Source organism: Massilia phyllostachyos (assembly GCF_021044825.1).
Lineage (GTDB): Bacteria > Pseudomonadota > Gammaproteobacteria > Burkholderiales > Burkholderiaceae_D > Telluria > Telluria phyllostachyos.
In genome coordinates this window covers 1,106,026-1,130,120 of record NZ_JAJNOC010000001.1, presented here as the reverse complement: position 1 = coordinate 1,130,120, position 24,095 = coordinate 1,106,026, and the positions used below count along the sequence as shown (strand labels likewise).

Sequence of the window (24,095 nt, the reverse complement as noted above, 5' to 3'; positions counted from 1 at the left end):
AACCCTTGCCTCAGAACGGCAGCATCGACTGGAAGAAGCGCGAGAACATATTGCTCAGCTCGGCTTTGTCGACGCGGCTGTTGGTGCGGTACTCGACCCGTGCATCGGCCACGACGGTCGAGGCAACCATATTGCCCGGCTGGATGGTGTCTGGTGCGACCATGCCCGAGAAGCGGATGTACTCGACGCCCTTGTTCATGGCGACCTGCTTCTCGCCGGCGACGATCAGGTTGCCGTTCGGGAGCACTTCGGTGACGGTGACGCCGATCGTGCCCGAGAAATTGTTCGAGGCGCTCTGGGTGTCGGCGTCGGCAAACTTGTTCGCGCCTTCCAGGCCCACGCCCGCGCCGAGTTTCGCCTGCATCGGGCCCGGCACGGTGAAGCTGGCGCTGCCCGACTTGCTGCCGGTGCTGGCGCCCGACTTGCCGGCCGAGGTGCGCTCGGTGATGTTCACGGTCAGCAAATCGCCGATGTGGCGCGCGCGGCGGTCTTCGAACATCGGGCGGTAGCTGTTGGCGTTGTAGATGGCGCCGTCGTTGGCCGGCGCGGCCTGCACCAGCATCGGACGGGCGGAGGTCGGCCCTTGGACGATGGAGCTTGGGGTGGTCGAGCAACCGGCCAGGATGGCCAGCGCAGCAACGAAAGCGAAAGTGGATTTCATGTCTATGAAAAATTAGAGCTGGGACAGTTTTTGCAGCATCTGGTCGGAAGTCGTGATCGCCTTCGAGTTGATCTCGTAGGCACGCTGGGTCTGGATCATGTTGACCATTTCCTCGACCACGTTGACGTTCGACGATTCGACATAGCCCTGCATCAGCACGCCGGAGCCGTTGGTGCCCGGCACGTTCAGGTTCGGGTTGCCCGAGGCGCCGGTCTCGACGTACAGGTTCTCGCCGCGCGACTCGAGTCCTGCCGGGTTGATGAAGGTGGCCAGCTGCAGCGAGCCGACCTGGGTCGGGGCCACGGTGCCCGGCAGTTTCACGGAAACGACGCCGTCACGGCCGACGGTGATCGCTTCGGCATTCGCCGGAATGGTAATCGCAGGCTGGATCACGAAGCCGCTGGAGGTGACCAGCTGGCCGTTGGCATCGGTCTGGAAGGAGCCGTCGCGGGTATAGGCCTGGGTGCCGTCCGGCAGCAGCACCGGGAAGAAGCCGGCGCCGTTGACCATCACGTCCTTGGAGTTGCCGGTCAGCTGGGGATTGCCCTGGGTGTGGATGCGCTCGGTGGCGACGGTGCGCACACCGGTACCGATCTGCAGGCCCGACGGCAGGTTGCTCTGCTGCGAGGACTGGGCGCCGGGCTGGCGCACGTTCTGGTACAGCAGGTCTTCGAACACCGCGCGGGAGCGCTTGAAGCCGTTGGTGCTGACGTTGGCGAGGTTGTTCGAGATGACGTCGAGGTTGGTTTGCTGCGCCTCGAGGCCGGTCTTGGCGATATACAGCGAACGGATCATGGAATTCTCCTAAAGACGGCAGACGAGGTCTGCCGCGACAGAAGAATTATGCCCGGGCAACTATCAATTCAAAGCGAGGATCTGGGTGGCTTTCGCGGCGTTATTCTCCGCGTTCTTCAACATGCTCATTTGCGTCTCGAAAGAACGTGCCAAACTGATCATCTCGACCATCGAGTCGATCGCGCTGACGTTGCTGCCCTCGAGCGCGCCGCCGGCCACCGTCACGGACGGGTCGGCCTGGGCCGTGCCGCCATCCTTCAGGCGGAACAGGCCGTCGTCGCCGCGCACCAGGTTCTGGGTCGGCGGATTGACCAGTTTCAGGCGGCCCAGGATATTGCTGGCCGCCGGCTGGTCGGTGGTGGAAATCGTGGAAATGGTGCCATCGCCGCCCACGGTCACGGTGACGTCGGGCGGAATCGTGATCGGACCGCCCTCGCCCGCCACCGTCATGCCGCCGGCGGTGGTGAGCAGGCCGTTGGGGCTGGTCTGCAGCGAACCGTTGCGGGTGTAGGCCTCGGTGCCGTCCGGCATCTGCACCGCCAGCCAGCCGTCGCCCTTCACCGCCACGTCCAGGTCGCGCCCCGTCACCTGCAGCGCACCGGCCTGGAAGTTCGAGCCCGCGGTCGAATCGACCACGAAGGCGCGCGTCGGCAAGCCTTCGCCCTGCACCGGCGCGGAACGGAACACATCCAGCTGGGCGCGGAAGCCCGTGGTGCTCACGTTGGCCAGGTTGTTCGAGGTCGTGGCCTGCTTTTCGAGGATGTGTTTCGTGCCGGAGGCGACGGTGTAGATCAGGCGGTCCATGTTTTTTCCAGGTGCGGTGGCGCGGCAGGCGTATTAATTCATTAACGCAGATTAACGAGGGTCTGCAACACCGAATCCTGCGTCTTGATGGTCTGCGCATTCGCCTGGTACACGCGCTGCGCCGTGATCATGTTGACCAGTTCCGCCGTCAGGTCGACGTTCGAGCTTTCCACCGCCGACTGCTGCAGCACGCCGAAGCTGCCCGAGTTCGGGGTGCCCAGCAGCGGCACGCCCGAGTTGGCCGACTCCGCCCAGGCGTTGTTGCCCAGCGGCTCGAGGCCGTTCGGGTTGGTGAAGTTGGCCAGGATCACCTGTCCCAGCGGCCGGGTCTGGCCGTTGCTGTACTGGCCCAGGATGGTGCCGTCGGTGCCGGTGGTGAAACGCTGCAGGTTGCCGGCCGCGTAGCCGTCCTGGGTCAGCTTCTTCTCGCTGGTGGCGGTGCCGTACTGGGTGGTGCCGTCGTAGTCGATGCTGATCGGCATGGTCGGCTCGGAACCGGTCGACGGGAACACCGGCAGGGTCAGCGACATCTTGCCGGCGTCGGTGGTCAGGACCTTGTTCATGCCGCCGTTGGTGTCGAACACGAGCTTGCCCACCGGCTTGGCCGGCACGCTGATGGCCTTGGCCATGGCGGCGTCGATCTCCGACGGGGTGGCGCCCGGCACCAGGGCGGCGTTGGTGGCGGCGGTGCCGATCTCGGTCTGGTTGGCGGCGGTCGCGCCGGCGGTGCCGGCGGCGGCCGAGACCGCGGCCGAGGCGGCGGTCGCATAGGCGTTCAGGGCGCTCGCGATGGTGGCGGGCACCGGCGGCACGGCCTTGGTCGCGGCTTCCCAGGCGGCGCGCGCGCTGGTCACGCCGGCGTTGCCGGTAGCTGCGGCCGCCACCGCCAGGTTGGTCATCTCGGTGCCGTCGTTGGCGGCGTACACGTCCCAGGTGCCCGGGCCGCTCTTCACGTAATAAGTCGACAGCACGTGCGGATTGCCCAGCGTGTCGTACACGCTCATCGGGGTCTGCTTGTTGTAGGTGGTGGGATCGTCGGCGTCGAACGGGGCGTTGACCGGCTCGGTGCTGCGCGAATCCAGGTTCAGTTCCATCTTGACCTTGCTGGTGGTCACCGGGGCGAGGTCGGAGGTGTCGATCTGCAGCGGGGTCGGGGCGCCGGCGACCAGGGCGCCGTTGGCGTTCAGGCCATAGCCAGTCAGCTTGGCGCCCTGCGCGTTGATCAGGAAGCCGTTCTTGTCGAGCTGGAACTGGCCATTGCGGCTGTACTGGACCATGCCCGAGGCTTCGGTACGGAAGAAGCCGGCGCCGTTGATGGCGATGTCGAGCGGGTTGTTCGAGGCTTCGACGTTACCTTGCGTGAACTGCTGGGAAATGGCCGCGACCTTCACGCCGATACCGGCCGAGATGCCGCCGGCCCCGTTCAGCGAGCTGGCGTAGACGTCGGCGAACTGGGTGGTCGAACCCTTGAAGCCGACCGTGCTGGCGTTGGCGATGTTGTTGCCGATGACGTCGAGGGATTTGGCTGCGCCGTTCAAGCCGCTCAGACCTTGTTGGAAAGACATGGTGTACTCCTGAAAAGAGAGAAAGAAGTAAGCGGCTCGGCTTACAGGACTTGTTTGATATCGGTAAGGGTGACGGCGCCCTTGACCGGCAGATTCAGCTTGACGCCGTCCTTGCCGTTCGTGGTCACGCTGGCCACGCTGTCGAAGGACAGTGCGCGCGCATCCTTGACTTCCTCGCCGCCGCGCATGGCGACGACTTTATAGGTGTAATTGCCATCCGGGAGCTGGACCGGCTTGCCGTTGGCGTCCAGCTTGTCCGGGTCGGGAATGCCGTCCCAGGCGATCGGCACCACGCCGGCTTCCTGGGCACCCAGGTCGATGGTGGCGACTTCCTTGCCGGTGGTGGTGCTGGTGATGACCACCTGCAGCTTGTCGACCGCCTTGTCGATTTCCGCGCCGAGGATGGCCTTGCCTTCGTACAGGCTCAGCTTGTTGCCCTCGACCAGCACGCCGTGGCCGATCAGGTTGGTCGCCTGCAGTGCTTCGGTCGACTGGTAGCTGGTCTTCAGGGTTTCCAGGGTGGCGTTCAGCTTGTTGACGCCGGTGACGGTCGACAATTGGGCCAGCTGGCTGGTGACCTGGGCGTTGTCGAGCGGGTTCAGCGGATCCTGGTTCTTCAGCTGGGTCACGAGCAGGGTCATGAACTTGTCGGTGTCGGCCTGGACGCTGTCGACTTCGGCCTTCTTGCCGTTCATGGCCGACATCACATCGCTGATATTGTTGGCGCCGGAATTGGTGTTTACGGTGGTCATGGTGGAGTGTTCTTAAAAATCAGGAACCCAGGGTCAGGGTCTTGAGCAGCATGGTCTTGGCCGCGTTCATGGTTTCGACGTTGGTCTGGTAGGAACGCGAGGCCGACATCATGTTGACCATCTCGTCGACCACGTTCACGTTCGGCATCGACACATAGCCCTTGTCGTCGGCCAGCGGGTGTTTCGGGTCGTAGACCTGTTTCAGGGGCGATGGATCCTCGACCACTTCGCGCACCCGCACCGCGGTGGCGCCGGACTGCTGCGGCACCGCCTCGAACACCACCGCCTTGGCGCGGTAGGCCTCCCCCGTCGGGCTGGTGGCGCTGTCGGCATTCGCCAGGTTGCTGGCGGTGGTGTTCAGGCGCTGGGCCTGGGCGCTCATGGCCGAACCGCTCACATTGAAGATATTGAAAAGGGACATGGCTGCTTACCGTTTATTGACCTTGGATCGCGGCCAGCAGGCCCTTGATCTGGTGGTTGATCATGGTGATGCCGGCTTCATAGCGCAGGCCGTTGTCGGCGAACTGGTTGCGCTCGACGTCCATGTCGACCGTGTTGCCGTCGACGCTGCCCTGCACCACGCCGCGGTACAGTACCGGGGTGCCGTTGGCCAGCATGTCGCCGGTCGGCGCGCCGCGGCCGAGGTGGCCGCTGTTCGTCGTGGCCAGCGGGCCGGATGCCGCGCCTTTGCTTGCCAGGGCGCCCTGCAGCGCGCTGTTGAAATCGATGTCGCGCGCCTTGTAGTTCGGCGTGTCGGCATTGGCGATGTTCGACGCCAGCAGTTCCTGGCGCTGGGCGCGCAGGGACAGGGCCGTTTCATGGAAACTCAGGTACTGGTCGATCTTGCCGATCATGCCGCCTCCTGGCTGGATGCTTGTTGGGACAGAAGCGATGATACGCAGGAGCAACAATCGGGGATCGAAAGAGAAAGGCGAAGAAACCCCGGCTATTCAAAGTTTCGCCAGGGAATCACACGCCTACAATGGCTGCATTCTCTCTTTCCCACCGGGGAATCATGAAACGCCTTGCCCTCTTCTTTCTCGCCGCGCTGGCGGCGGCACCGTTCGCATCCGCGCAACAGACTGCCGCCCGCCAGAACCTGCCGGCCCTGCGCGCGGTCGCCGAACAATTCCTGCAGACCCAGACCGCCGGCCTGCCCGGCCAGGTGACGGTCAAGGTCGGCAACGTCGACCCGCGCACCAGCCTGGCCGCCTGCCCGGCCCCGGAAGCCTTCCAGCAGCCGGGCGCCAGGCCGTGGGGAAAAACAACGGTCGGCGTACGCTGCACCGCCCCGAGCCCGTGGACGGTGTATATTCAAGCCACCGTCAACGTGGTCGCCGACTACGTGGCCGCCGCCGTTCCCCTGGCCCAGGGCCAGGCGGTCGACGCCAGCCAGCTGGTCATGATGAAGGGCGACATTGCCGCCATGCCGAACGGCATCATTACCGACATGGCCCAGGCCATCGGCCGCATGCCGACCGCCTCGCTGCCGGCCGGCACGCCCCTGCGGCTCGACACCTTGAAGAGCAAACCGGTGGTCCAGCAGGGCCAGGCGGTGCGCTTGGTGTCGAAAGGGTCGAATTTCTCGGTGTCCGCCGAAGCGAAGGCGATCAACAATGCCGGTGAGGGCCAGGTGGCGCAGGCGCGTACCGGGTCGGGCCAGGTCGTGAGCGGTACGGCGCGGCTGGGCGGCATCATCGAGATCGCCATCTAGAATATTTTTCCAAAGCCCTTTTCTGCTCTAAAGTTTGTGAAATCCGCGCCGATACACGATGCAGATACCGGAGTTTCCGGCTCCGACCAGAGAAGGATGATGCTGTGAAAATCAACGATAACCTCAAGGGCGCAGGCCTCCAGCCAGCCAACACCCCGGCGAACAACACGCGCGCCGCGGACAAGGCCGCCACCACGACCGCCACCACCCAGGCGCAGACCGACAGCGTGCGCCTGTCGTCCCAGGGCCAGGCGATGGCGAATGCCGTGGGCAGCAACAACCAGGTGTTCGACACCAAGAAAGTCGAACGCATCAAGATGGCCATCGCCGATGGCCAGTTCCAGGTCAACTCCGAGAAAGTCGCCGACGGCCTGCTCGACACCGTGCGCGACTTGCTCCATTCCCGCAAGCGATAACCTTTCATGCCTACCAGCCCGATCTCGACCGTCTCACAAGAACAGCAACACCTCGGCTCTCTCATCGAGCTGATGAAACAGGAACAGACGCTGCTGGTCGCAGCGGACGCCGATGGGCTGGCGGAACTCACTCCACGCAAGAATTCCTTGCTGCAGCAACTGGGCGAGCTGTCCAGCCAGCGCCACGCCGCGCTGGTGGCGGCCGGCTGCGAAGGTGCGGAAACGGGCATGGAACCGTGGCTGGCGGTGAGCGGCAACCCGGATGCCCGCGCGCAATGGGAAGCCCTGCTCGACCTGGCGCGCCAGGCCAAGGAACTCAACCGCGTCAACGGCATGCTGATCAACAAGCAGCTGGCGCACAACCAGGGCGTGCTCAACGCCCTGCGCATGCCGGCCGGCGCCGGGGCCGACGTTGGCGGCGTCTATGGCGCCAGCGGCCAGACGCTCGGCAGCGGGCCGTCGAAGCGCTACGTGATCGGCTGAGCGGCGCCCACGGGCGTCATCCCGCGCCGCCGAATACCTCCTTCAAACGTTCCCGGAGTTCTTCCGCCTTGTCCGCCGTGGGCGCGTGCTTCACGGCGAGCGCGGCAGCGGTCCTGGCGTCTGCCCTTCTATCCATCGCGAATAACACCTGGGCCTCCTGATAGCGTGTGAGCCAGCTTTCCGGCGCATGGCGGATCGAAGGAGCCAGGGTGTCGAGCGCGCGCTCGAGATGGCCGAGCCGGAGCAGCTGGTCGGCGAGAAAATAACGCGCCACGATGGTTGGCGAAGACCCCTCTTCGTATCCCTGGGCGATTTCGGCGGCCAAGGCCTTTTCCATCTGCTCGGTGGCCTGTTCTCGCTGGCCAAGGTAGTTCAGCAAGCTCGCATACTGTCCGTGGTACATCGGTAAACCAAAATGTTCCGGGTCAGCCAGGGAAATAGCCTCGTCGTATAGCACCCGGGCTTGCTCAAGGTTCCCGGCTTGCCAAAGGTCGAATGCTTCGTTGGCGAGCCTGGACGCATTTGCCTGGTCGGTCATTCAGTCTCGATCATGGTGGATGGAAGATTGGCGCTCGAGCGCGGCCGTCCGCGCCAGCTTGGCAGATTGTGTTGTGGCATGGCCACTGATTGACTTTAGGGCAGTTGTCGACCCAGGCTGTGTAAAAACATAGAAACTCGAAAAATTCATTGTTAGGGTGACCCTTCCCGACCTCGAGAAAATCGCGTAGCGGCCGTGTTGAGAGGTCGATTTTTTGTTCGACAATTTTTCTCGCGTTTTGATACAGCCTGGACCCAAAGCGGGCATCTGCCTCGCCGGCTTTTCAGACGCAGCGAGCATGCAATTTTTTCAACGTGCACGACTTGATCGGAGCTATGCTCGGCAAGCGGGCCAGTGCAACTCGAACCGTCCTCCTCCACGCTCGCTTGCGCTGTATTTTGCGGCGCCGCCATGTGCATGGGCGATGGCTGCAACCACGGCAAGCCCCAGGCCGCTCCCCTTGCGGTCCTTGTTTAGACGGTGGAAAGCCAAGAACACCTCTCCAGCCGCGGCGGCCGGTATGCCGGGGCCGCTGTCCTCTACATACAGGCTGCAGCGCTCGCCAATCAATTCGCCGCCGATGAAAACCGTTCCGGGCGATGCATGCACGCGTGCGTTTTCCAGCAATGCGAGCAGTGCTTGGCGCATGCGAACCGGATCGCAACTGACTGTCACGCTGGCGGCCCGCACCTCGATCGCCTGGCCGGCGGATCTGGCTGACTCCCTAAATATATCTGCTACCGCCTCGGCCTCCGATGCGAGATCGGTGTCCTGCCATTGCAGGTCGAGATGGCCGTTTTCCGCAAGGCTCACCACCCGCAAGTCTTCGACGAGGCGATTGAGTGCTTCCACCTGAGCCAGCAGGCTGCGGAATTGCGCTTCACCCGGGGGAAACACGCCTTCCGCGAGTCCCTGCAGGCGGCCGCGCAGTATCGTGATCGGTGTACGCAGTTCGTGGGCGATTGCCGCGTTCCAGAATGCCTGTTCCCCGGTCACTCTTTGCAGCTGGCCGGCCAGCGCGTTGAAGTCATCGGCCAGCCGCGACGCCTCCCCCAGCGAACGATCACCGGCGGCAGCCCTCGCGCCAAGATCGCCCGCTGCGACCCGCTGGATGGCGCCGGCGACCGAATTGAGCGGCAATAGGATGCGACGCGACAACCTGCTGGCCACGGCAGCAGCCAGAGCAAGCGTTGCCATGGTCGTCAAGCCGAGCCAGACCCACTCCGGCCCTGTCGGCAGCAAGGTCGGCTCGCACGCTTCGCCCGACCAGAAGTACTTGAACGCGACGTAGTAGAAGATATAGGACGTCACCACGACGAACAGGGTGACCCCAAAGGCCACCGCGGTCATCGAGCGCACGATCTGGCTGCTGAGGCTTCCAGTCTTCATGGTGCGGTCACGAAACGATATCCCACTCCACGAACGCTGGAGATGGTGTCCCCGACACCGACATCGTCCAGCTTGCGGCGCAGCTTGCTGATATGGCTGTCGACGGTGCGTTCCAGCGCGTCGCCTTCCGGGAGGCAGCTTGCCAGCAATTCGGTGCGGCTGTAGACGCGGCCTGGCGCGCGCAGCAACTGTTCCAGCAGGCGGAACTCGGTCAGCGTCAGCTCCAGGACGTGGCGCTTGCCATCCGCCACCACCAATGCCTCGTGCCGCGCTTCGTCGATCTCGAAAGGTGGAACGCGCAGAACACGCCTCTCCGAACGCTGGCCACGGCTGCGCCGCATCACGGCCTGGACCCTGGCGACCACCTCGGCCGGATTGAAGGGCTTGACGACGTAGTCGTCGGCCCCGATGCGCAGGCCGGTCAGCTTGTCGACGTCCTGGTCACGCGCGGTGAGCATGATAACGGGCGTATCGCTAGCGTGCCGGATGCCAGCCATTACCTGCCAGCCGTCGACCTTCGGCAGCTGCACGTCAAGCAGGACGAGGTCGGGCCGCAGCGACTGGTGCAGGGCCAGCGCTGCGGCGCCGTCGGCCGCATGAGCCGTGCGCAACCCATCGCGTGCGAGATAGGCCTGGAGAATCTCTGCGATCTCGGGTTCGTCCTCGACGATGAGGACCAGGCCGGGGTGGTCGGCGACCCGGCGTTCGGACGGATATGGAACGAGCATGGTGGGCGCCACTCTAGCACTATTTCCTGTCTCCATCGAATCTCCACAATTCCTTCGCGAAACTCCAACGAATGTATTCCATCATCCTGCTTTATTCCGGCAAAGGGCCGGTCATTTGCAAGGAGCTGCTGTGGTCTTAGTTTCAATCGCGCGTGCGTGCCGCGTCGGCGGGGCATACGCATTTACCGCGCTGATCCTGGGCGGCTGCGGCAAGCCGGCCCCGGTCCCACAAGCCCGACTGCCAAAGGTGTCGACCCTGACGCTCGATCCAAGGCCGTTGACGGTATTCGAAGAGCTACCGGGCCGTGTCGTTCCTGTGCGGATCGCTGAAATACGCGCCCAGGTGAACGGCATCGTCCAGCGCCGCCTGTTTGAACAGGGCGCAGAGGTGAGGCAGGGCCAGCCGCTCTTCCAGATCAATGCTGCACCGTTCAAGGCCGATGCCGATGCCGCCGCCGCAGCGCTGGCACGCGCCCGTGCCGCGCATGCCCGCGCCCAGGCCCAAGCCGAGCGCCTCGCGCCCTTGATGCAGGCGGACGCCATCAGCCGCCAGGAGTATGACGATGCGGTTGCCCATCGGGACCAGGCCGCGGCCGACGTCGAGCAGGCCCAGGCCGCCCTGGCAAGGCGGCGCCTGGACCTGCGCTTCGCTACCGTCGATGCACCGATTTCAGGACGCATCGACCAGGCACTGGTCAGCGAGGGCGCGCTCGTCGCACCGGGCGACGCGACGCCGCTGGCCCGCATCCAGCAGATCTCCCAGGTCTATGTGGACGTCCGCCAGCCTGAAGCCCGCTACGCGGCACTGCGCGCCGCCAGCGACGGCCTGTCGGGCTTGGACCTGCCGGTTGCCATCCTGCGCAGCGGTGGCGCTCCCTACGGCCGGGCGGGACGCCTCCTGTTCTCGGGTAGCGCCGTCGACACCGGCACTGGCGACGTCCTGCTGCGCATATTGGTCGACAATCACCAGGCCGAGCTGTTGCCCGGCATGTTCGTGCAGGCGCGGATTCCATTTGAGCGCCACCGCGCCGCGCTGATGGCGCCACAGCAGTCGATCGTTCGCCTGTCCGGCAAGCCGCACCTGTGGATCGTCGACAAGCACGGCGTCGTCCGGCTGACCTCAGTGACCCTGGGCGCGCTGGTCGAGCAACGCTATCACGTGACGGCGGGTGTCGCAGCCGGCCAGAAGATCGTGGTCGAGGGCATGGAGCGCCTGTCCGCCGGCGCCACGGTCGACGCCATGGTGTGGAAGGATCCGGCGCTGGCAATGAATGCCCGCAGCCTGCGCTGATCGGGGACGAACATGCCACAATTCTTCATTCGCCGGCCTGTATTTGCCTGGGTGATCGCGCTCTTCATCGTCCTGTTCGGCCTGATCGCCATTCCCAAGCTGCCAATCGCGCGCTACCCCTCCGTTGCGCCACCTACCGTCAGCATCGCAGCAAGTTATCCGGGCGCCACGCCGCAGGCGCTGAACGACAGCGTCGTGAGCCTGATCGAGCGTGAACTGTCCGGCGTACGCAACATGCTCTATTTCGAATCCTCCACGGACGCTTCGGGTTCTGCATCGGTGGTCGTCACCTTCAAACCGGGGACGGATGCGGAAATGGCGCAGGTCGACGTGCAGAACAAGCTCAAAGCCATCGAACCGCGTCTGCCGCAGGCCGTTCGCCAGAACGGCCTGTCCGTGGAGTCGGCCACTTCCAGCTTCCTGATGATCGTTGGACTACGCGGAAAAGCGGGACAGTTCGATGAGACGGAGCTGAGCGATTACATGGCCCGCAACGTGGTCGAGGAACTGCGCCGCATCGACGGCGTCGGGCGCGTGCAGTTGTTCGGCGCCGAGCAGGCCTTGCGCGTCTGGGTCGAACCGGCCAAGCTGACCGGCTATGGCCTCACGATGAGCGACGTCTCGTCCGCGATCGCCCAGCAGAACGCGCAAATCGCCCCGGGCAGCGTGGGCGCATCTCCCGCGGTGGCAGGCCAGCGCGTCACGATACCGCTGACGGTACAGGGTCAGCTCGACTCCCCGGAGAAGTTCGCCGCGATCGTACTTCGCGCGAATGCGGACGGCTCCCAGGTCGTGCTGGGCGACGTCGCGCGCGTTGAGCTGGGCGCCCAGTCCTACGGCTTCGACAATCGCGAGAACGGCCAGACAGCGACGGCCGCCGCAGTGCAGCTCGCTCCCGGGGCAAACGCCGTACGCACGGCCGAAGGTGTCAGGGCGCGCATGGCAGAGTTGAGCGCGGCGCTGCCGGAAGGGATGATGTTCTCGGTGCCTTTCGACACCGCGCCCTTCGTCAAGATATCGATCGAAAAGGTAATCCATACCCTGGCCGAGGCAATGGTGCTGGTTTTCCTCGTGATGTACCTGTTCCTCCAGAATGTCAGGTACACCCTGATCCCGGCCCTGGTCGCACCGATCGCCCTGCTGGGCACCTTTGCCGTCATGCTGCTGGCAGGCTATTCCGTCAACGTGTTGACGATGTTCGGCATGGTGCTCGCCATCGGGATCGTGGTGGACGACGCCATCGTCGTGGTCGAGAACGTCGAGCGGCTGATGACGAGCGAGGGCTTGTCGCCGCGCGAAGCCACGCTCAAGGCGATGCGGGAAATCACCGGCGCCGTCATCGGTATCACCCTGATGCTGACCGCCGTCTTCCTGCCGATGGCGCTGGCCGCGGGCTCGGTCGGGGTGATCTACCGCCAGTTCACGCTGTCGATGGCCGTGTCGATCCTGTTTTCGGCATTCCTGGCGCTGAGCCTGACGCCGGCCCTGTGCGCTACCTTGCTCAAGCCGGTTGCTGCAGGCCAACACGCACAGCATGGATTCTTCGGCTGGTTCAACCGCCGCTTCCATGCAATGACGCAAGCCTATGGCCGTGGCGTACATCGGCTGCTGGCACGCGCCGGTCGCGTCATGCTCGTCTTCGCCGCCCTCTGCGCCGTCCTCGCATGGGGATTCCTGCAGCTGCCGTCGTCCTTCCTTCCGGAGGAAGACCAGGGGTATTACATGACGAGCATCCAGCTTCCGGCCGACGCGACGAGCGAGCGGACCCTGGACGCCGTCAAGCGCTTCGAAGCACATGCTGCTTCCCGGCCCGGCATCGACTCGTATTTCTCGGTTCTCGGCTTCGGCTTCTCGGGCTCCGGTCAGAATGCGGCCATGGTCTATACCCTGCTGAAGGATTGGGACAAGCGCGGCGACGCCACGTCCCGCAAGGAAGTGCAGGCTGCGGACGAAGCGATGGCGGAACTACCGGAAGGCAGCGCGATGAACCTGATGCCGCCCGCGATCGAGGAACTGGGCACCAGTTCCGGATTTTCCCTGCGCCTGCAGGACCGCGGCACCCACGGCCCGGCGGCCCTGAAGGCGGCGGAGGAGCAACTGCTGGCGCTCGCCGCGCAGAGCAAGGTCGTGACCAGCGTGTACACGGATGGTCTGCCCGCCGGGACGGCGGTGCGGCTCGAGATCGACCGCCGTAAGGCCGAGGCTCTCGGCGTGTCGTTTGCAAACATCAGCGACACCCTGTCCGCCGCCATGGGCTCGCAGTACGTCAACGACTTCCCCAACAAGGGCCGGATGCAGCAGGTGATCCTGCAGGCCGACGCCGGCGCCCGCATGCAGGTCGAGGACGTCCTGCGCCTCTACGTACGCAATGCACAGGGCGGCATGGTAGCGCTGTCGGAAATGGTCGCGCCGGTGTGGACCGACATGGCGCTCCAGACAACCCGCTATCTCGGCTATCCGTCCACCCGGATCTCCGGCAGCGCCGCGCCCGGCACGTCGAGCGGCGAGGCGATGGCTGAAATGGAGCGCCTGGCGCAGCAGCTTCCGCGAGGGTTTTCGCTGGCCTGGACCGGGCAATCGCTCCAGGAACGACAGTCGGCTTCCCAGGCGCCCATGCTGATGGCCTTGTCGATGCTGGTCGTCTTCCTGGTCCTGGCGGCACTGTACGAGAGCTGGTCGATTCCGTTCTCCGTCATGCTGGTCGTACCGCTCGGCCTGCTGGGCGCGGTCGCCGCGGTTCTCGTGCGCGGTCTGCCGAACGATGTGTTCTTCAAGGTAGGGATGATTACCGTGATCGGTCTTTCGGCGAAGAATGCAATCCTGATTGTCGAGTTCGCCAAACAGCTTCGCGAGCAGGGGGCCAGCCTGGTCGAGGCTGCGGTTCGTGCATCGGTCCTTCGTCTGCGTCCGATTCTGATGACCTCGCTCGCCTTCGGACTCGGCGTGGTCCCGCTGATGGTCGCCAGCGGTGCCAGCGCCGAAACCCAGCACGCCATCGGCACCGGCGTCTTCGGCGGCATGCTTAGCGCGACGGTCCTTGCGGTGTTCTTCGTGCCCGTGTTCTTCGTCGTGGTGATGCAGGCCCAGGAATGGATCACATCGAACAAACGGAAGGATCGATGACATGCGCAGCTTAGGCTTGCTTCCCTTCGTCATCGCCATGTCGGCGTGTTCGCTCACCCCATCCATGGTCATGCCGCCCTTGCCGGTCCCGGCCGCCTTTCCAGACGCGACCGATAGAGGTCATTCCCCGGCTGCGGCCATGCTCGACTGGCAAACGGCGTTCATCGATCCACGCCTGCGGCAGGCGATCGGGCTTGCGCTGTCCAACAATCGCGACTTGCGGCTGGCGATGTTGAACGTGGAGATCGCACGTTCGCAGTACGGCATCGCACGCGCCGCGAAGCTGCCTGCGATCGACGCAACGGTCGGCAGCGTGCGCCAGCGTGGCGGCGACACCGGCATGGCGACGCCGGGCACGACCGGCCAGCACACCGCCAACATGGCCATGCAGGCCTTCGAAATCGACCTGTTCGGCCGGGTGCATGCCCTGTCGGAGGCTGCCTTCGCGCGCTACCTTGCCACCGAAGCGGGTTTCAGCGCTGCCAGGCTGGCATTGATTGCAGCCGTCGCCGATGCCTATCTGGCAGACAGGTTCTCGGACGCGCAGTTGGCGCTCGCCGAGCGTACGCTGGAGGACTGGCGTCAATCGCTCTCGCTTGCGCTTTCCCGGCATGCCGCCGGCCAGAGCGGCGGCCTTGACGTGGCGCAGGCGCAATCCCAGTTAGCGGGCGCCCAAGCCGATGTGGAAGCGCGGCAGCGCGAACGCGCGCACGCGCGCCACGCGCTCATGCTCCTGGTCGGTGCGGAATTGCCGCCGGATGCGGCGCGGTCGCAGATCGACAGCGATCCGCTATCAATGGATTGGCCGACCGGTCTTCCGGCCGACCTGCTTGCGCGACGCCCCGACATCGTGCAGGCCGAGCGCAGGCTCGTCGCTGCGAACGCGGACATCGGCGCTGCGCGCGCGGCCTTCTTCCCGCGCCTGTCGCTGACGGCGAGCCATGGTTATGCCAGTACCGCCATGGAAAGCCTGTTCAAAGGCGGAGGGCGCGCGTGGTCCTTCGCACCTCAAGCAGTCCTCCCCATCTTTCACCATGGACGCCTGCGCGCCGAGTTACGTGTGGCCGAATTGCGCAAGTCGTCGGAGGTGGCTGAGTATGAGAAAGCGATACAGACCGCATTCCGCGAAGTGGCCGATGGCCTGGCCGGCCGGCGTACCTACCAGCGTCAGCGGGCAGCCCAACAAGCCGTCGTTGCCAGTGCCGAACAGCGCGCCGCCTTGTCAGACATGCGCTACCGCGCCGGTGTCGAGGGCCGTCTTGAATTGCTCGATGCGCAACGCCAGCTTTACGCCGCGCGCCAGGCAATGCTCGAGCTGCGCCGTGCGGAGTATGCGAATACGATCGCGTTGTACAAGGCGATCGGCGGAGGAATGCCCGCTGCGGACAGGGGTCCATGAGATGAATTCAGTGCTGGCCGGCACGCCAGTATGGGTGGATCAATGCCGGCGTACCACCGCAAGTCGAACCGATTTCTTGCCACCCGATACCGCCATGACCGGCGCGAACGTCGAGAACTGAAAACTTGAGAGGATTGATGAACATGCCACGGCCCCCCCCCGAGGTCAGGCTCGAACCCATCAGCCATGCCGACCTCCCATTGTTCAGATCCGGCCTGCAAGACGCATTCGGCGCTGGTGTCGCAGAGGCGTTCGGGTCGCTGCCCGACGAGCCCATACCATCCGACGACGATATCGACGAAACGGTCAGCAGCCCGGGCGCCGTGGCCTACCATATGATTGCAGGTGGCGAACGGGTGGGAGGCGCCGTGGTGGTGCTCGACGAACTTACACAAAGAAATTCGCTCGCCTTCTTTTTCGTTTCTCCCCAACTGCATGGCCACGGTATCGGATACCGTGCCTGGCTCGAAATCGAGAAGATCCATGCCGGCACGAAGGTGTGGGAAACGCACACTCCTTACTTCGACAAGCGGAACATTCACTTCTACGTGAACAAGTGTGGATTCAATGTCGTCGAGTTCTACAATCGGCATCATCCGGACCCGCACCAGCCATCCATCGGCGCTCCGGCCAGCGAGGAAGACGCCGACTGCATGTTCAGGTTTGAAAAAGAAATGGACGTCCCCTGATGAATGCCTGCGGCACGGGCGCCTGTATATCCAGATTCCAGGGGTGTTGGCTGTTCTGGCAATGACTGCTTCTGGCCGACAGCTGCCCTACAGTGTACTGTAGGAATCGACCCGAAGCGGACGGTCAATCCGCTGTAGCACGAGCAGGATGATCGGCCGGAATTATTGACACAGGCACATCTGCCATCGAACATGTTGGCGCCTGCAATGCTCGGTCAACAAGTTCCTCATCCGACATTGGCTCAAGACACTCCACTACGAGCCACCTGGCCCGGACGGGATCGGGGCATCCAGCGCAGAAATCGATCAAAGTCTTTTCAAGCGTCTCGTGGGTTAGACCGTGCGCTTTAGGCTGACTCATCACTTTCAGTTTTCCCAGCAATTCTGTCTTGCTAAGTTTGTGGTCCATTGTTGTCGTTAATGATGTGCTGAGTAAGCCGGATTGTGCATTGGGGTTAAATGTCCGCTCGTGGCCGAACTTGGCCGAATTATCATGATGGCGGAGCCGGCATCAACTTTCCATCGAGATTTCCTCGACCTTCCCGGTTTCATCGAAGCGGACGCTGATCACATAATCCGTCACGTCGCCCGGCAGCGTGAAGTCGAGGACCTCCAGGCCATCGTCGTCATCGTCTGCACAATGCGAGCGCAGCTCGAGGATGTCGAGGATGCGCACTGGTTCCGGATTCCTTGTTCCAAGGTGTTTCTGCCAGTATTCGCCGTTTAATTCTTCCAGATGATGGGATGCGAACAAGCCGGCGCCCGATTCATCGTCCGCTGCTTCAAAAGACTGCTTGATCGCTGCACGGGCCGCGGCTTCGCGCTTGAGAACTCCGTCTGCACGCATCAATCTGCTCCAGTTGTTTGACAACTAATTCCGAGGGTCCAGGCGATTGCGCCTCCCCGCTCACGCGTATGGATGCCGACCGCCTTGCCGTATATCTCAGTTTCCGCCTCATAAGTCAATCCAAGGCGCATGGCAAGGCGCAGCGATGATTCGTTGGCGGGATCGATGAGCGCCCGCACTTTCGGTTCACGCCGGATCTCGAGCGCATGGTGCAAGACTGCCGCCGCCGCTTCGTGCGCGAATCCCTGGCCCCAGAAAGTACGCCAGGTATTCCAGCCGAGCTCCATCACCGTGGATTCTTCGCGAAAGAAGGCGCCGACAGTCCCGACGAGCCTGCCCGTCTCCCTTTCCTCGACGGCCCACCAGCCGGCGCCGTGAATGAGCCAGAGCCCCGCCTGCGAGCAGAAGATGCGCCATGCGGCATGGCGGTCGGCCAAACCCAGGTGGGCCGCGCTGACGGGGTCGGCCAGATGCGCCGCGAATGCGTCGAAGTCCTCGCGCCGGTATTCACGCAGCAGGAGTCGCTCCGTATGAAGACGCGGAACGGAAGCGGTGAACTCGCCCGTCATGCGCCCGATTCCTTCTGCATGAATACCGAGCACGGGTGATCCGGATAATCACCGAACGGGTCACGGCGCCGGTAACCCATCCGTTCGTACAGCGCCAGCGCGTCGTCCAGCGTCGGACCGGTCTCCAGCATGAAGGTGCGGCAGCCGTGTTCCAGCGCCTTCGCTTCCAGCACTTCCATCAATCTGCGCGCCACGCCCCGGCCGCGCGCCTGGGGCCGCAGGTACATCCGTTTCACTTCACCGTATTCCGGCTGGATGACGATGGCGCCGCAGCCGATCGCGGCGCCATCCGGCTCGCGCACCACGGCGAACAGGACGCCCGGCGCGCACAGCGAGGCGATGTCGAGGGCGTAGACGTTTTCCGCCGGATACAGGGAATAGAGGTGCGCATCGAGCTCGCGGATCAGCGCGTGCACCGCCGGCTGGTCCGGCGTCTCGAACGTGATGTTCATGGTTCTTCCTCCAGCTGTTTGTAATAGAAGGCCGTGGCGCAAGGTTCTCCGTTCGGCAACAGCGCGTAGGCGGGCACGCTGCCAACGCGCTGCCATCCCAGTCCCTCGTAGAGCCGCTCGGCCGCGGCGTTCGCGGTGTCCAGCACCAGCAGCGTTTTTCCCTGCGCGCGGGCCGCGTCTTCCAGCGCCAGCATCAGGCGCCGGCCGATGCCGCCCTGTCGCACGCGGCGGTGCACCAGCAGCTTGGCGACGTCGGCGCGGTGCGGCTGGTTTTCCGGCAGGCCGGTGATCAGCTGGACGGTGCCGACCACGCCCTGCCCGTCCTCGGCCAGGAACACGGTGCGTTCGCCGCGTTCCACACCGCCGGCGACCTCGTCCCAGAAGCGCAGCGCCGTGGCGCGCGCCATCGGCAGCATGAAGCTGACCGAAGCACCGCCTTCGACGCAGTCGAGCAGCACGTCGGCCAGGCCATCGCGTCGCGCGGCGACTTCCCGCGCATCGGCTTGCCGTACAGCGATTTCGGTGCTCATGCATCCTCCTTGCGCGACTTGTGTGGCTGGGTGACCAGGGAGACCAGGTAGCGCACCGCCTTGTCGCCCGGGTTGTGGAAGCTGACCGGCTGGTCCACCTTCATGGCCAGGCAGTCGCCGGCATCGAGGGTCCACAGCGTGTCGCCGAGCGTCAGCTCGAGCCTTCCGTCGATGATCCAGATCTGCTGGTAGACGTCGGCGTTGCGCGTCGCCGTCTCGTAGGCGACCCTCTGATGCGGCGGGAAACTGACTTCCACCATCTGGATCGGCGAATAGCCCGGCGGCGACAGGTTGCGGCGCACGTAGCCGGATACCGGATCGGTCCAGACCGGCTGGGTGTCGGGCCGCGACACGGGAGACGGCGTGTCGGCCGGCTTGTCGAACAGCGAGGCCAGGGTGACGTTGAGGGCGGCACTCAGGCGGTCGAGCACGGTGGCGGTGGCGCTGCTTTCGCCGCGTTCGATCGACGAGATGTTCGAGCGGCTGACGCCGCTGCGTTCGGCCAGGGCGGCCAGGGTCAGGCCCTGGGCGTCGCGCAGTTCGCGCAGGCGGGTGGCGATGAGCTGGTTGATGTCCATGCAATCCAGTATATAGGAATATAAAATCCTGTATACCGGAATTTATCGACTGCCAGGTAGCTTCTCCTTGTGGCGGGAGAAAGCTGGAAGCGTGCTTTCTTCCGCATCCGCGCGGCTATGCGAGGCGAACAGCAGCAGGGCGACGAAAGCTGTGGCGAACAGTCGATTGATGAGCTTCATGAGGGCATCCTTGTGTGGGCAGATTCCGAGTGTAAAGATGCCTCCCGATCGAAGTGAGCCCCATGCGTGGTGTGATCGTCGGCGCCGACTGTCGCGCCGGCCCCACGATCGGTCAGACCAAAATTTGTAATGGTCTGACCAAATTCGATGCATCCGTGCTAACCTTCGTATTCCACTGCCGACTCCGGCAATGGGTGCAACAGCAGCACGTTCCTCCCACGACAAGCAAGTCCGCACACCGGACCCGGGGCATTCACGATCCCTGGCCGGTGCGCCGGAACTCGCCTGTTCCATTCATCACGCTCGAACAGGATCAGGAAATGAAAACCAAAAAAATATTGGAGACAGTTGTATTCGGAGCGGCACTGATGGCCGGCCAGGCCGGCGCCGCGCCGATTTCCCTGCAAGGCAGCACCATTACCGGCAGCTATAACGACAGCCCTGCCGGCATGCTCGGACTCGACCACTCCTTCGCCGCGGAACCGGGCAGCAACACCACCGCCTTCGCCGCGAACGACCTCGAATTCCTGACCGGCGATACCCTGTTCGGATTCGATTTCGCCACCGGCGGCCAGCTGACCGTGTATCTCAATGACCTGACCGTGACGCCCGGCGACTACCGCGTGGTATTCGACTTCGGCACGACGCTTGCCCAGAAGATCGGCAGCTTCGAACTGCTGGACACGAGCGGCATCGGCGCCCTGCCCACCCTCTCCATCCTGAACGACCATCGCATCGCGCTGGACCTGTCCAGCGTCACCTGGAACGACGCATTCGGCTCCTTCACCGCGCAGATCGGCACGGCGGACGTGCCCGAACCAGGTGGCATCGCCCTGCTGCTGGCCGGCACGGCCGGCCTGGCCCTGGCCCGGACCCGCCGCCGCAAGGCAGGCGCCCAAGGCTGATCCTTTTCCCGTTCCAGGAGAATCCCATGAAACATGCAGGTTTCAAGGCAGCGCTATGCGCGGCCTTCTTGCTCGCGACCGTGTCCGGCATGCCCGCCCACGCGGCGACCGACCCGGCGCGCCAGACCGCACCGGTTGACGGCTGGGCCGGCCAGGCCGGCGGCACGGTCGGCGGCTCGGCGGCCGCCACCAATCACATCTACACCGTCACCAAGCGCTCGGAACTGCTCGCCGCGCTGGCCAATGGCGGCGACAATCCGAAGATCATCAAGCTGGCCGGCACCATCGACATGAGCGAGGGCCAGCCCTTCACCTCGACCGCCGACCAGGCCGCACGCAGCGCCATCCGGTTGAAGAGCAACACCACGCTGATCGGCGCGGACGCGAACGCCGGCATCGTCAACGGCACGGTACTGGTGACCAATGTTTCGCAAGTCATCATTCGTAACCTGAAAATCGTCAATCCATGCGACGTCGAGCCGGTCTGGGACCCGACTGACGGTTCTACCGGCAACTGGAATTCGGCCTATGACGCGATCGGCATTTCCGGCTCGCACCACGTCTGGGTCGACCACGTCACCTTCACCGACGTGCCGCTGACCGACAACTTCCTGCCGATCGAGAACGGCCACAAGAAGCAGTGCCACGACGGCTCGCTCGACGTCACCAATGCCTCGGACTACGTGACGGTCTCGTACAACGTCTTCGGCCAGCACGACAAGACGACCCTGGTCGGCGGCAGCGATTCGGCCACCGCCGATGAAGGCAAGCTGCGCGTCACCTTCAGCAACAACGTCTACCGCGACGTGGTCCAGCGCGCCCCGCGCGTGCGCTACGGGCAGGTGCACCTGTTCAACAACTACTTCGTCGGCAGCAAGTCGGCCGCCCCGTACGCGCACAGCTACAGCGTGGGCGCGGGCAAGGACGCCAAGATCCTGTCGAACAACAATGTGTTCGAGATCGCCGGCGCCCAGGGCTGCGACCGGGTCGTCAACAATATGAGCAGCGCCAACCCCGGCGCCTTCAAGGACAGCGGCTCGCTGCTCAACGGCGCCGCGCTGGGCGCCTGCGCGGTGTCCAACGCCGTCAGTTGGAGCGTGCCCTACGCCTTCACGGCGCGTCCCGCAGCGCTGGTGAAAGCCAATGCGCTGGCCCAGTCCGGCGTCGGCAAGGCCAACACCACGATCAGCGGCACCGGCAAGGTGACGGTCGACCAGAACCCGACCCTGGCCTGCCCCGCCACCGGCCTGTATTTCTGCGACGACTTCCAGGACGGCACGAGCGGCAAGTGGAACCTGCTGCCGATTGCCGGCCCGAACGGCCGCTTCAGCGTCGTCAGCGAGATCGCGGGCGGCAGCAACAAGGTGCTGCAGTATGCGGCCGCCAGCACCGGCGGCGTGCTGGCGCTGGTCAAGCCGGATGCCTTCGGCGGCGTGCCCTCGGGCGACTACTACGTTGAAGCGCGTATCCGTCCGATGACCAACGGCACCACCGGCAACAAGCTGCTGTATCTCGTCACGCGCTACGTCGACCCGGCCAACTGGTACGGCGCCGGCCTGAACGTCCAGAACAGCAACGCCAGCACCCAGGTCGAGATCGCCAAGATGCTGAACAATTCGCTGAGCCGTCCGCGCCAGGTGCGCACGCCGATCGACATGGACGCGCAGTTCTACACGGTGCGCTTCGAGATGATCGGCAGCACGCTGACGGTCTACCTCGACGGCCGGAACATGGGCTCGGTGACCGACACGGCCTTTGCCGCGCGCGGCCTGATCGGCCTGTACACCGCCAACAAATCCTTCATGATCGACGACGTGCGCGTCGGCGACCCGCGCCAGAAACCGGTGCAATTGACCGTCGATCCGGCCGGCCTGGCCTGGTCGGCCGAGGTGGGTGACGCGCCCTACCAGGTGACGGTGACGGCGGTCGGCGCCGACAACCGTCCCGACAGCTTCAGCGCCGAATCGAGCAACCCGGCGGTGGTCGCGGTCTCCACGAGCGGCAACACCGTCACCCTGCGCGCGGTCGGCGCGGGCCACGCCAACGTCGTGATCCGCAGCGGTTCGGAACCGTCGCTGACGCGCACCATCGCCGCTACCATCGCGCCGGGCTTCACGCAGCCGACCCAGGTGTACGCAATGCATGGCGCCAGTTTCCCGGCGGCGCTTGCCACCGGCGTACACGTCGATTCGTCACTGAAACTCGTCTTCGACCGCCCGCCCACGCTCGGCAACAGCGGCAGCATCCGCATCTTCCGCAAGGCCGACGACGCCCTGGTCGACGTGATCCGACTGGGCGGCGAGACCGACGTCCTCGGCTACCCGGGCCAGGCGCTGGTGCGCAAGGTGAATACGACGCCGATCCGCATCGTCGGCAATACCGTGACGATCAAACCGCACAGTAACAAGCTGGCCTACGGCACCGAGTACTACGTGGCGATCGCCGACGGCGTGTTCCTGAACACCAGCCTGGGCGGCACGCCCTTCGTGGGCCTGGGCCGCGCCGCCGGCTGGACCTTCGGCACGCAGGACAGCGCACCGGGCGGCAGCAGCGTGGTCGTGGACGACGACGGCGAGGCCGACTTCCGCACCGTGCAGGGCGCATTGAACCATGCGATGCAGCACTTCGCGAAGGCGGAACCGGTCACCATTGCGGTGAAGAACGGCAGCTACGAGGAATTGCTGTACCTGAACGGCAAGGACAACGTGACGATCCGTGGCGAAAGCCGCGACGGCGTGATGATCTCGGCCCTGAACCACGAGACCATGAACCCGGGCACCGGCGGCAGCCAGTCGGCCACCGCGTCCGGCGCGCCATCCGGCGGCCGCGCGGTGATGCTGGTCGAAGCCTCCGACATGCTGGTGCTCGACACCCTGAGCCTGAAGAACACGACGATCCGCTCGGCCAGCATCTCGGGCCAGGCCGAAACCATCTACTTCAACAGCGGCGACGGCCGCCTGGTCGCGAAGAACGCCGCCTTTTACAGCGAGCAGGACACCCTGAACCTGAAGGGCTGGTCCTGGTTCTACCGCACGCTGGTGGCGGGCAACGTCGACTTCATCTGGGGCAGCAGCCGCGCCGCCCTGTTCGAGGAAAGCGAGATCCGTTCGGTAGGCGACAGCGCCAACGCCAACAGCGGCGGCTACATCCTGCAGGCCCGCGTGGGACAAGCCAGCGACATCGGCTACGTCTTCCTCAACAGCACGCTGACCCACGGCCCCGGCCCGGGCCCGCTGCGCGGCGACGTGCCGAACGGCGCCACCTACCTGGCGCGCAGCCCGGGCGGCACCGGCAGCTGGGACAACATTGCCTTCATCAACTGCAGGATGGACACGCACGTGGCGCCCGTCGGCTGGGCGGGATTGGGCGTAAACGGCCAGCCGGCGCCGAACCCGACGGTCGCGCGCGCGGACGCCGGCTGGCGCGAGTACGGCAGCCTTGATATGGCCGGCAATCCGCTCAATCTCGGCGCGCGGGTCGGCGGCTTCATCCTGAGCGAGAGCGACGTGGCGGCGCGCTTCGCGACGCGCGAGAAAGTGTTCGCGGGGTATGGGAATGGGGCGGGGTGGAGTCCGCAGCCGTAAGGTGAACTACTGTCGGGGCCGGGTCTGATATCCGGACGCGGCCTCGACGGCAGCCTGCGAACGCCGTATCGAAACCGCAACATTGTATTGACGACAGGTGGCA

General features: G+C 64.6%; 25 protein-coding genes. 9 read left to right on the top strand and 16 right to left on the bottom strand.

The features are described 5' to 3' along the window. Positions 1 to 10: 10 nt before the first annotated feature. From LQ564_RS04925 to flgB, 7 genes are all read right to left on the bottom strand, one after another. Positions 11 to 661 (bottom strand): flagellar basal body L-ring protein FlgH, encoded by a 651-nt coding sequence (locus tag LQ564_RS04925; RefSeq protein ID WP_231056953.1) that lies wholly within the window; start codon positions 659 to 661, stop codon positions 11 to 13. 12 nt (positions 662 to 673) lie between these two features. Next, complete coding sequence (flgG, locus tag LQ564_RS04920) at positions 674 to 1,456, bottom strand: flagellar basal-body rod protein FlgG (RefSeq protein ID WP_231056952.1); 783 nt, start codon at positions 1,454 to 1,456, stop codon at positions 674 to 676. A 63-nt stretch (positions 1,457 to 1,519) separates the two neighbouring features. Then, entirely contained in the window at positions 1,520 to 2,260 is a 741-nt protein-coding gene (gene flgF / locus LQ564_RS04915) for a flagellar basal-body rod protein FlgF (RefSeq protein ID WP_231056951.1), read from the bottom strand. Positions 2,261 to 2,301: 41 nt separating this feature from the next. Next, positions 2,302 to 3,825, bottom strand: coding sequence for a flagellar hook protein FlgE (locus tag LQ564_RS04910; protein WP_231056950.1), 1,524 nt, complete (start codon positions 3,823 to 3,825; stop codon positions 2,302 to 2,304). A gap of 41 nt (positions 3,826 to 3,866) precedes the next feature. Beyond that, complete coding sequence (locus LQ564_RS04905; protein ID WP_231056949.1) at positions 3,867 to 4,577, bottom strand: flagellar hook assembly protein FlgD; 711 nt, start codon at positions 4,575 to 4,577, stop codon at positions 3,867 to 3,869. 19 nt (positions 4,578 to 4,596) lie between these two features. Next, positions 4,597 to 4,998, bottom strand: a complete 402-nt coding sequence (gene flgC, locus LQ564_RS04900; RefSeq protein ID WP_231056948.1) for a flagellar basal body rod protein FlgC — start codon at positions 4,996 to 4,998, stop codon at positions 4,597 to 4,599. 13 nt (positions 4,999 to 5,011) lie between these two features. Beyond that, a complete protein-coding gene (gene flgB / locus LQ564_RS04895; RefSeq protein WP_231056947.1) occupies positions 5,012 to 5,431 on the bottom strand; it encodes a flagellar basal body rod protein FlgB in 420 nt (139 codons plus the stop codon). Positions 5,432 to 5,592: 161 nt separating this feature from the next. On the opposite strand from flgB, the gene flgA reads away from it, so the two are divergent. The 3 genes from flgA (at position 5,593) to LQ564_RS04880 (ending at position 7,190) form a co-directional block, all read left to right on the top strand. Next, positions 5,593 to 6,291 carry a flagellar basal body P-ring formation chaperone FlgA gene (gene flgA, locus LQ564_RS04890; RefSeq protein ID WP_231056946.1) on the top strand — a complete coding sequence of 233 codons (699 nt, stop codon included), beginning with the start codon at positions 5,593 to 5,595 and terminating at the stop codon, positions 6,289 to 6,291. A 104-nt stretch (positions 6,292 to 6,395) separates the two neighbouring features. Continuing rightward, positions 6,396 to 6,707: a flagellar biosynthesis anti-sigma factor FlgM gene (flgM, locus tag LQ564_RS04885; RefSeq protein WP_231056945.1), complete on the top strand. Its 312-nt coding sequence runs from the start codon at positions 6,396 to 6,398 to the stop codon at positions 6,705 to 6,707. Positions 6,708 to 6,713: 6 nt separating this feature from the next. Next, positions 6,714 to 7,190 carry a flagella synthesis protein FlgN gene (locus tag LQ564_RS04880; protein WP_231056944.1) on the top strand — a complete coding sequence of 159 codons (477 nt, stop codon included), beginning with the start codon at positions 6,714 to 6,716 and terminating at the stop codon, positions 7,188 to 7,190. A gap of 16 nt (positions 7,191 to 7,206) precedes the next feature. Here the strand turns inward: LQ564_RS04880 and LQ564_RS04875 are convergent, their stop codons facing one another. The 3 genes from LQ564_RS04875 to LQ564_RS04865 all read right to left on the bottom strand — a co-directional run bounded on the left by LQ564_RS04875 (position 7,207) and on the right by LQ564_RS04865 (position 9,845). Beyond that, complete coding sequence (locus LQ564_RS04875) at positions 7,207 to 7,728, bottom strand: tetratricopeptide repeat protein (RefSeq protein ID WP_231056943.1); 522 nt, start codon at positions 7,726 to 7,728, stop codon at positions 7,207 to 7,209. A 333-nt stretch (positions 7,729 to 8,061) separates the two neighbouring features. Beyond that, a complete protein-coding gene (locus tag LQ564_RS04870) occupies positions 8,062 to 9,117 on the bottom strand; it encodes an ATP-binding protein (RefSeq protein ID WP_231056942.1) in 1,056 nt (351 codons plus the stop codon). Continuing rightward, the gene (locus LQ564_RS04865) at positions 9,114 to 9,845 is read right to left on the bottom strand and encodes a response regulator (protein ID WP_231056941.1); all 732 of its coding nucleotides are present in this window, start codon (positions 9,843 to 9,845) and stop codon (positions 9,114 to 9,116) included. The genes LQ564_RS04870 and LQ564_RS04865 overlap by 4 nt, the downstream gene beginning before the upstream one ends. Positions 9,846 to 9,975: 130 nt before the next feature. On the opposite strand from LQ564_RS04865, the gene LQ564_RS04860 reads away from it, so the two are divergent. The 4 genes from LQ564_RS04860 (at position 9,976) to LQ564_RS04845 (ending at position 16,347) form a co-directional block, all read left to right on the top strand. Beyond that, positions 9,976 to 11,136, top strand: a complete 1,161-nt coding sequence (locus LQ564_RS04860; RefSeq protein ID WP_371873421.1) for an efflux RND transporter periplasmic adaptor subunit — start codon at positions 9,976 to 9,978, stop codon at positions 11,134 to 11,136. A gap of 12 nt (positions 11,137 to 11,148) precedes the next feature. Continuing rightward, positions 11,149 to 14,259: a multidrug efflux RND transporter permease subunit gene (locus tag LQ564_RS04855; protein ID WP_231056940.1), complete on the top strand. Its 3,111-nt coding sequence runs from the start codon at positions 11,149 to 11,151 to the stop codon at positions 14,257 to 14,259. A 1-nt stretch (position 14,260) separates the two neighbouring features. Next, complete coding sequence (locus LQ564_RS04850; protein WP_231056939.1) at positions 14,261 to 15,658, top strand: efflux transporter outer membrane subunit; 1,398 nt, start codon at positions 14,261 to 14,263, stop codon at positions 15,656 to 15,658. 137 nt (positions 15,659 to 15,795) lie between these two features. Further along, on the top strand, positions 15,796 to 16,347 hold the full coding sequence (locus tag LQ564_RS04845) for a GNAT family N-acetyltransferase (protein WP_231056938.1): 552 nt from the start codon (positions 15,796 to 15,798) through the stop codon (positions 16,345 to 16,347). Positions 16,348 to 16,858: 511 nt separating this feature from the next. Here LQ564_RS04845 and LQ564_RS04840 read toward each other — a convergent pair. From LQ564_RS04840 to LQ564_RS04815, 6 genes are read right to left on the bottom strand one after another with little or no spacing between them, the layout of a single operon-like run. Then, positions 16,859 to 17,194 carry a DUF2004 domain-containing protein gene (locus tag LQ564_RS04840; protein WP_231056937.1) on the bottom strand — a complete coding sequence of 112 codons (336 nt, stop codon included), beginning with the start codon at positions 17,192 to 17,194 and terminating at the stop codon, positions 16,859 to 16,861. Then, a complete protein-coding gene (locus LQ564_RS04835; RefSeq protein ID WP_231056936.1) occupies positions 17,194 to 17,763 on the bottom strand; it encodes a GNAT family N-acetyltransferase in 570 nt (189 codons plus the stop codon). Before LQ564_RS04835 ends, LQ564_RS04840 begins: the two co-directional genes overlap by 1 nt. Continuing rightward, on the bottom strand, positions 17,760 to 18,215 hold the full coding sequence (locus LQ564_RS04830) for a GNAT family N-acetyltransferase (protein WP_231056935.1): 456 nt from the start codon (positions 18,213 to 18,215) through the stop codon (positions 17,760 to 17,762). The genes LQ564_RS04835 and LQ564_RS04830 overlap by 4 nt, the downstream gene beginning before the upstream one ends. Beyond that, on the bottom strand, positions 18,212 to 18,745 hold the full coding sequence (locus LQ564_RS04825) for a GNAT family N-acetyltransferase (protein WP_231056934.1): 534 nt from the start codon (positions 18,743 to 18,745) through the stop codon (positions 18,212 to 18,214). The genes LQ564_RS04830 and LQ564_RS04825 overlap by 4 nt, the downstream gene beginning before the upstream one ends. After that, positions 18,742 to 19,323: a helix-turn-helix domain-containing protein gene (locus tag LQ564_RS04820; protein ID WP_231056933.1), complete on the bottom strand. Its 582-nt coding sequence runs from the start codon at positions 19,321 to 19,323 to the stop codon at positions 18,742 to 18,744. Before LQ564_RS04820 ends, LQ564_RS04825 begins: the two co-directional genes overlap by 4 nt. A 42-nt stretch (positions 19,324 to 19,365) precedes the next feature. Next, positions 19,366 to 19,503, bottom strand: a complete 138-nt coding sequence (locus LQ564_RS04815) for a hypothetical protein (RefSeq protein WP_231056932.1) — start codon at positions 19,501 to 19,503, stop codon at positions 19,366 to 19,368. 320 nt (positions 19,504 to 19,823) lie between these two features. Between LQ564_RS04815 and LQ564_RS04810 the strand changes: the two genes are divergently transcribed. Further along, entirely contained in the window at positions 19,824 to 20,408 is a 585-nt protein-coding gene (locus tag LQ564_RS04810; protein ID WP_231056931.1) for a PEP-CTERM sorting domain-containing protein, read from the top strand. A 26-nt stretch (positions 20,409 to 20,434) separates the two neighbouring features. Next, complete coding sequence (locus LQ564_RS04805; RefSeq protein WP_231056930.1) at positions 20,435 to 23,992, top strand: pectinesterase family protein; 3,558 nt, start codon at positions 20,435 to 20,437, stop codon at positions 23,990 to 23,992. The last annotated feature ends 103 nt before the right edge of the window (positions 23,993 to 24,095 follow it).

Coding starts and splice junctions, on each gene's coding strand:
- LQ564_RS04875 (WP_231056943.1), bottom strand. CDS start 7,728: ATGACCGACCAGGCAAATGCGTCCAGGCTCGCCAACGAAGCATTCGAC.
- LQ564_RS04830 (WP_231056935.1), bottom strand. CDS start 18,215: ATGAACATCACGTTCGAGACGCCGGACCAGCCGGCGGTGCACGCGCTG.
- LQ564_RS04840 (WP_231056937.1), bottom strand. CDS start 17,194: ATGCGTGCAGACGGAGTTCTCAAGCGCGAAGCCGCGGCCCGTGCAGCG.
- flgA (WP_231056946.1), top strand. CDS start 5,593: ATGAAACGCCTTGCCCTCTTCTTTCTCGCCGCGCTGGCGGCGGCACCG.
- LQ564_RS04925 (WP_231056953.1), bottom strand. CDS start 661: ATGAAATCCACTTTCGCTTTCGTTGCTGCGCTGGCCATCCTGGCCGGT.
- LQ564_RS04835 (WP_231056936.1), bottom strand. CDS start 17,763: ATGACGGGCGAGTTCACCGCTTCCGTTCCGCGTCTTCATACGGAGCGA.
- LQ564_RS04905 (WP_231056949.1), bottom strand. CDS start 4,577: ATGACCACCGTAAACACCAATTCCGGCGCCAACAATATCAGCGATGTG.
- LQ564_RS04845 (WP_231056938.1), top strand. CDS start 15,796: ATGAACATGCCACGGCCCCCCCCCGAGGTCAGGCTCGAACCCATCAGC.
- LQ564_RS04825 (WP_231056934.1), bottom strand. CDS start 18,745: ATGAGCACCGAAATCGCTGTACGGCAAGCCGATGCGCGGGAAGTCGCC.
- flgC (WP_231056948.1), bottom strand. CDS start 4,998: ATGTCCCTTTTCAATATCTTCAATGTGAGCGGTTCGGCCATGAGCGCC.
- LQ564_RS04910 (WP_231056950.1), bottom strand. CDS start 3,825: ATGTCTTTCCAACAAGGTCTGAGCGGCTTGAACGGCGCAGCCAAATCC.
- flgG (WP_231056952.1), bottom strand. CDS start 1,456: ATGATCCGTTCGCTGTATATCGCCAAGACCGGCCTCGAGGCGCAGCAA.
- LQ564_RS04850 (WP_231056939.1), top strand. CDS start 14,261: ATGCGCAGCTTAGGCTTGCTTCCCTTCGTCATCGCCATGTCGGCGTGT.
- flgF (WP_231056951.1), bottom strand. CDS start 2,260: ATGGACCGCCTGATCTACACCGTCGCCTCCGGCACGAAACACATCCTC.
- LQ564_RS04855 (WP_231056940.1), top strand. CDS start 11,149: ATGCCACAATTCTTCATTCGCCGGCCTGTATTTGCCTGGGTGATCGCG.
- flgB (WP_231056947.1), bottom strand. CDS start 5,431: ATGATCGGCAAGATCGACCAGTACCTGAGTTTCCATGAAACGGCCCTG.
- LQ564_RS04815 (WP_231056932.1), bottom strand. CDS start 19,503: ATGAAGCTCATCAATCGACTGTTCGCCACAGCTTTCGTCGCCCTGCTG.
- LQ564_RS04805 (WP_231056930.1), top strand. CDS start 20,435: ATGAAACATGCAGGTTTCAAGGCAGCGCTATGCGCGGCCTTCTTGCTC.
- LQ564_RS04820 (WP_231056933.1), bottom strand. CDS start 19,323: ATGGACATCAACCAGCTCATCGCCACCCGCCTGCGCGAACTGCGCGAC.
- LQ564_RS04865 (WP_231056941.1), bottom strand. CDS start 9,845: ATGCTCGTTCCATATCCGTCCGAACGCCGGGTCGCCGACCACCCCGGC.
- LQ564_RS04880 (WP_231056944.1), top strand. CDS start 6,714: ATGCCTACCAGCCCGATCTCGACCGTCTCACAAGAACAGCAACACCTC.
- LQ564_RS04810 (WP_231056931.1), top strand. CDS start 19,824: ATGAAAACCAAAAAAATATTGGAGACAGTTGTATTCGGAGCGGCACTG.
- LQ564_RS04870 (WP_231056942.1), bottom strand. CDS start 9,117: ATGAAGACTGGAAGCCTCAGCAGCCAGATCGTGCGCTCGATGACCGCG.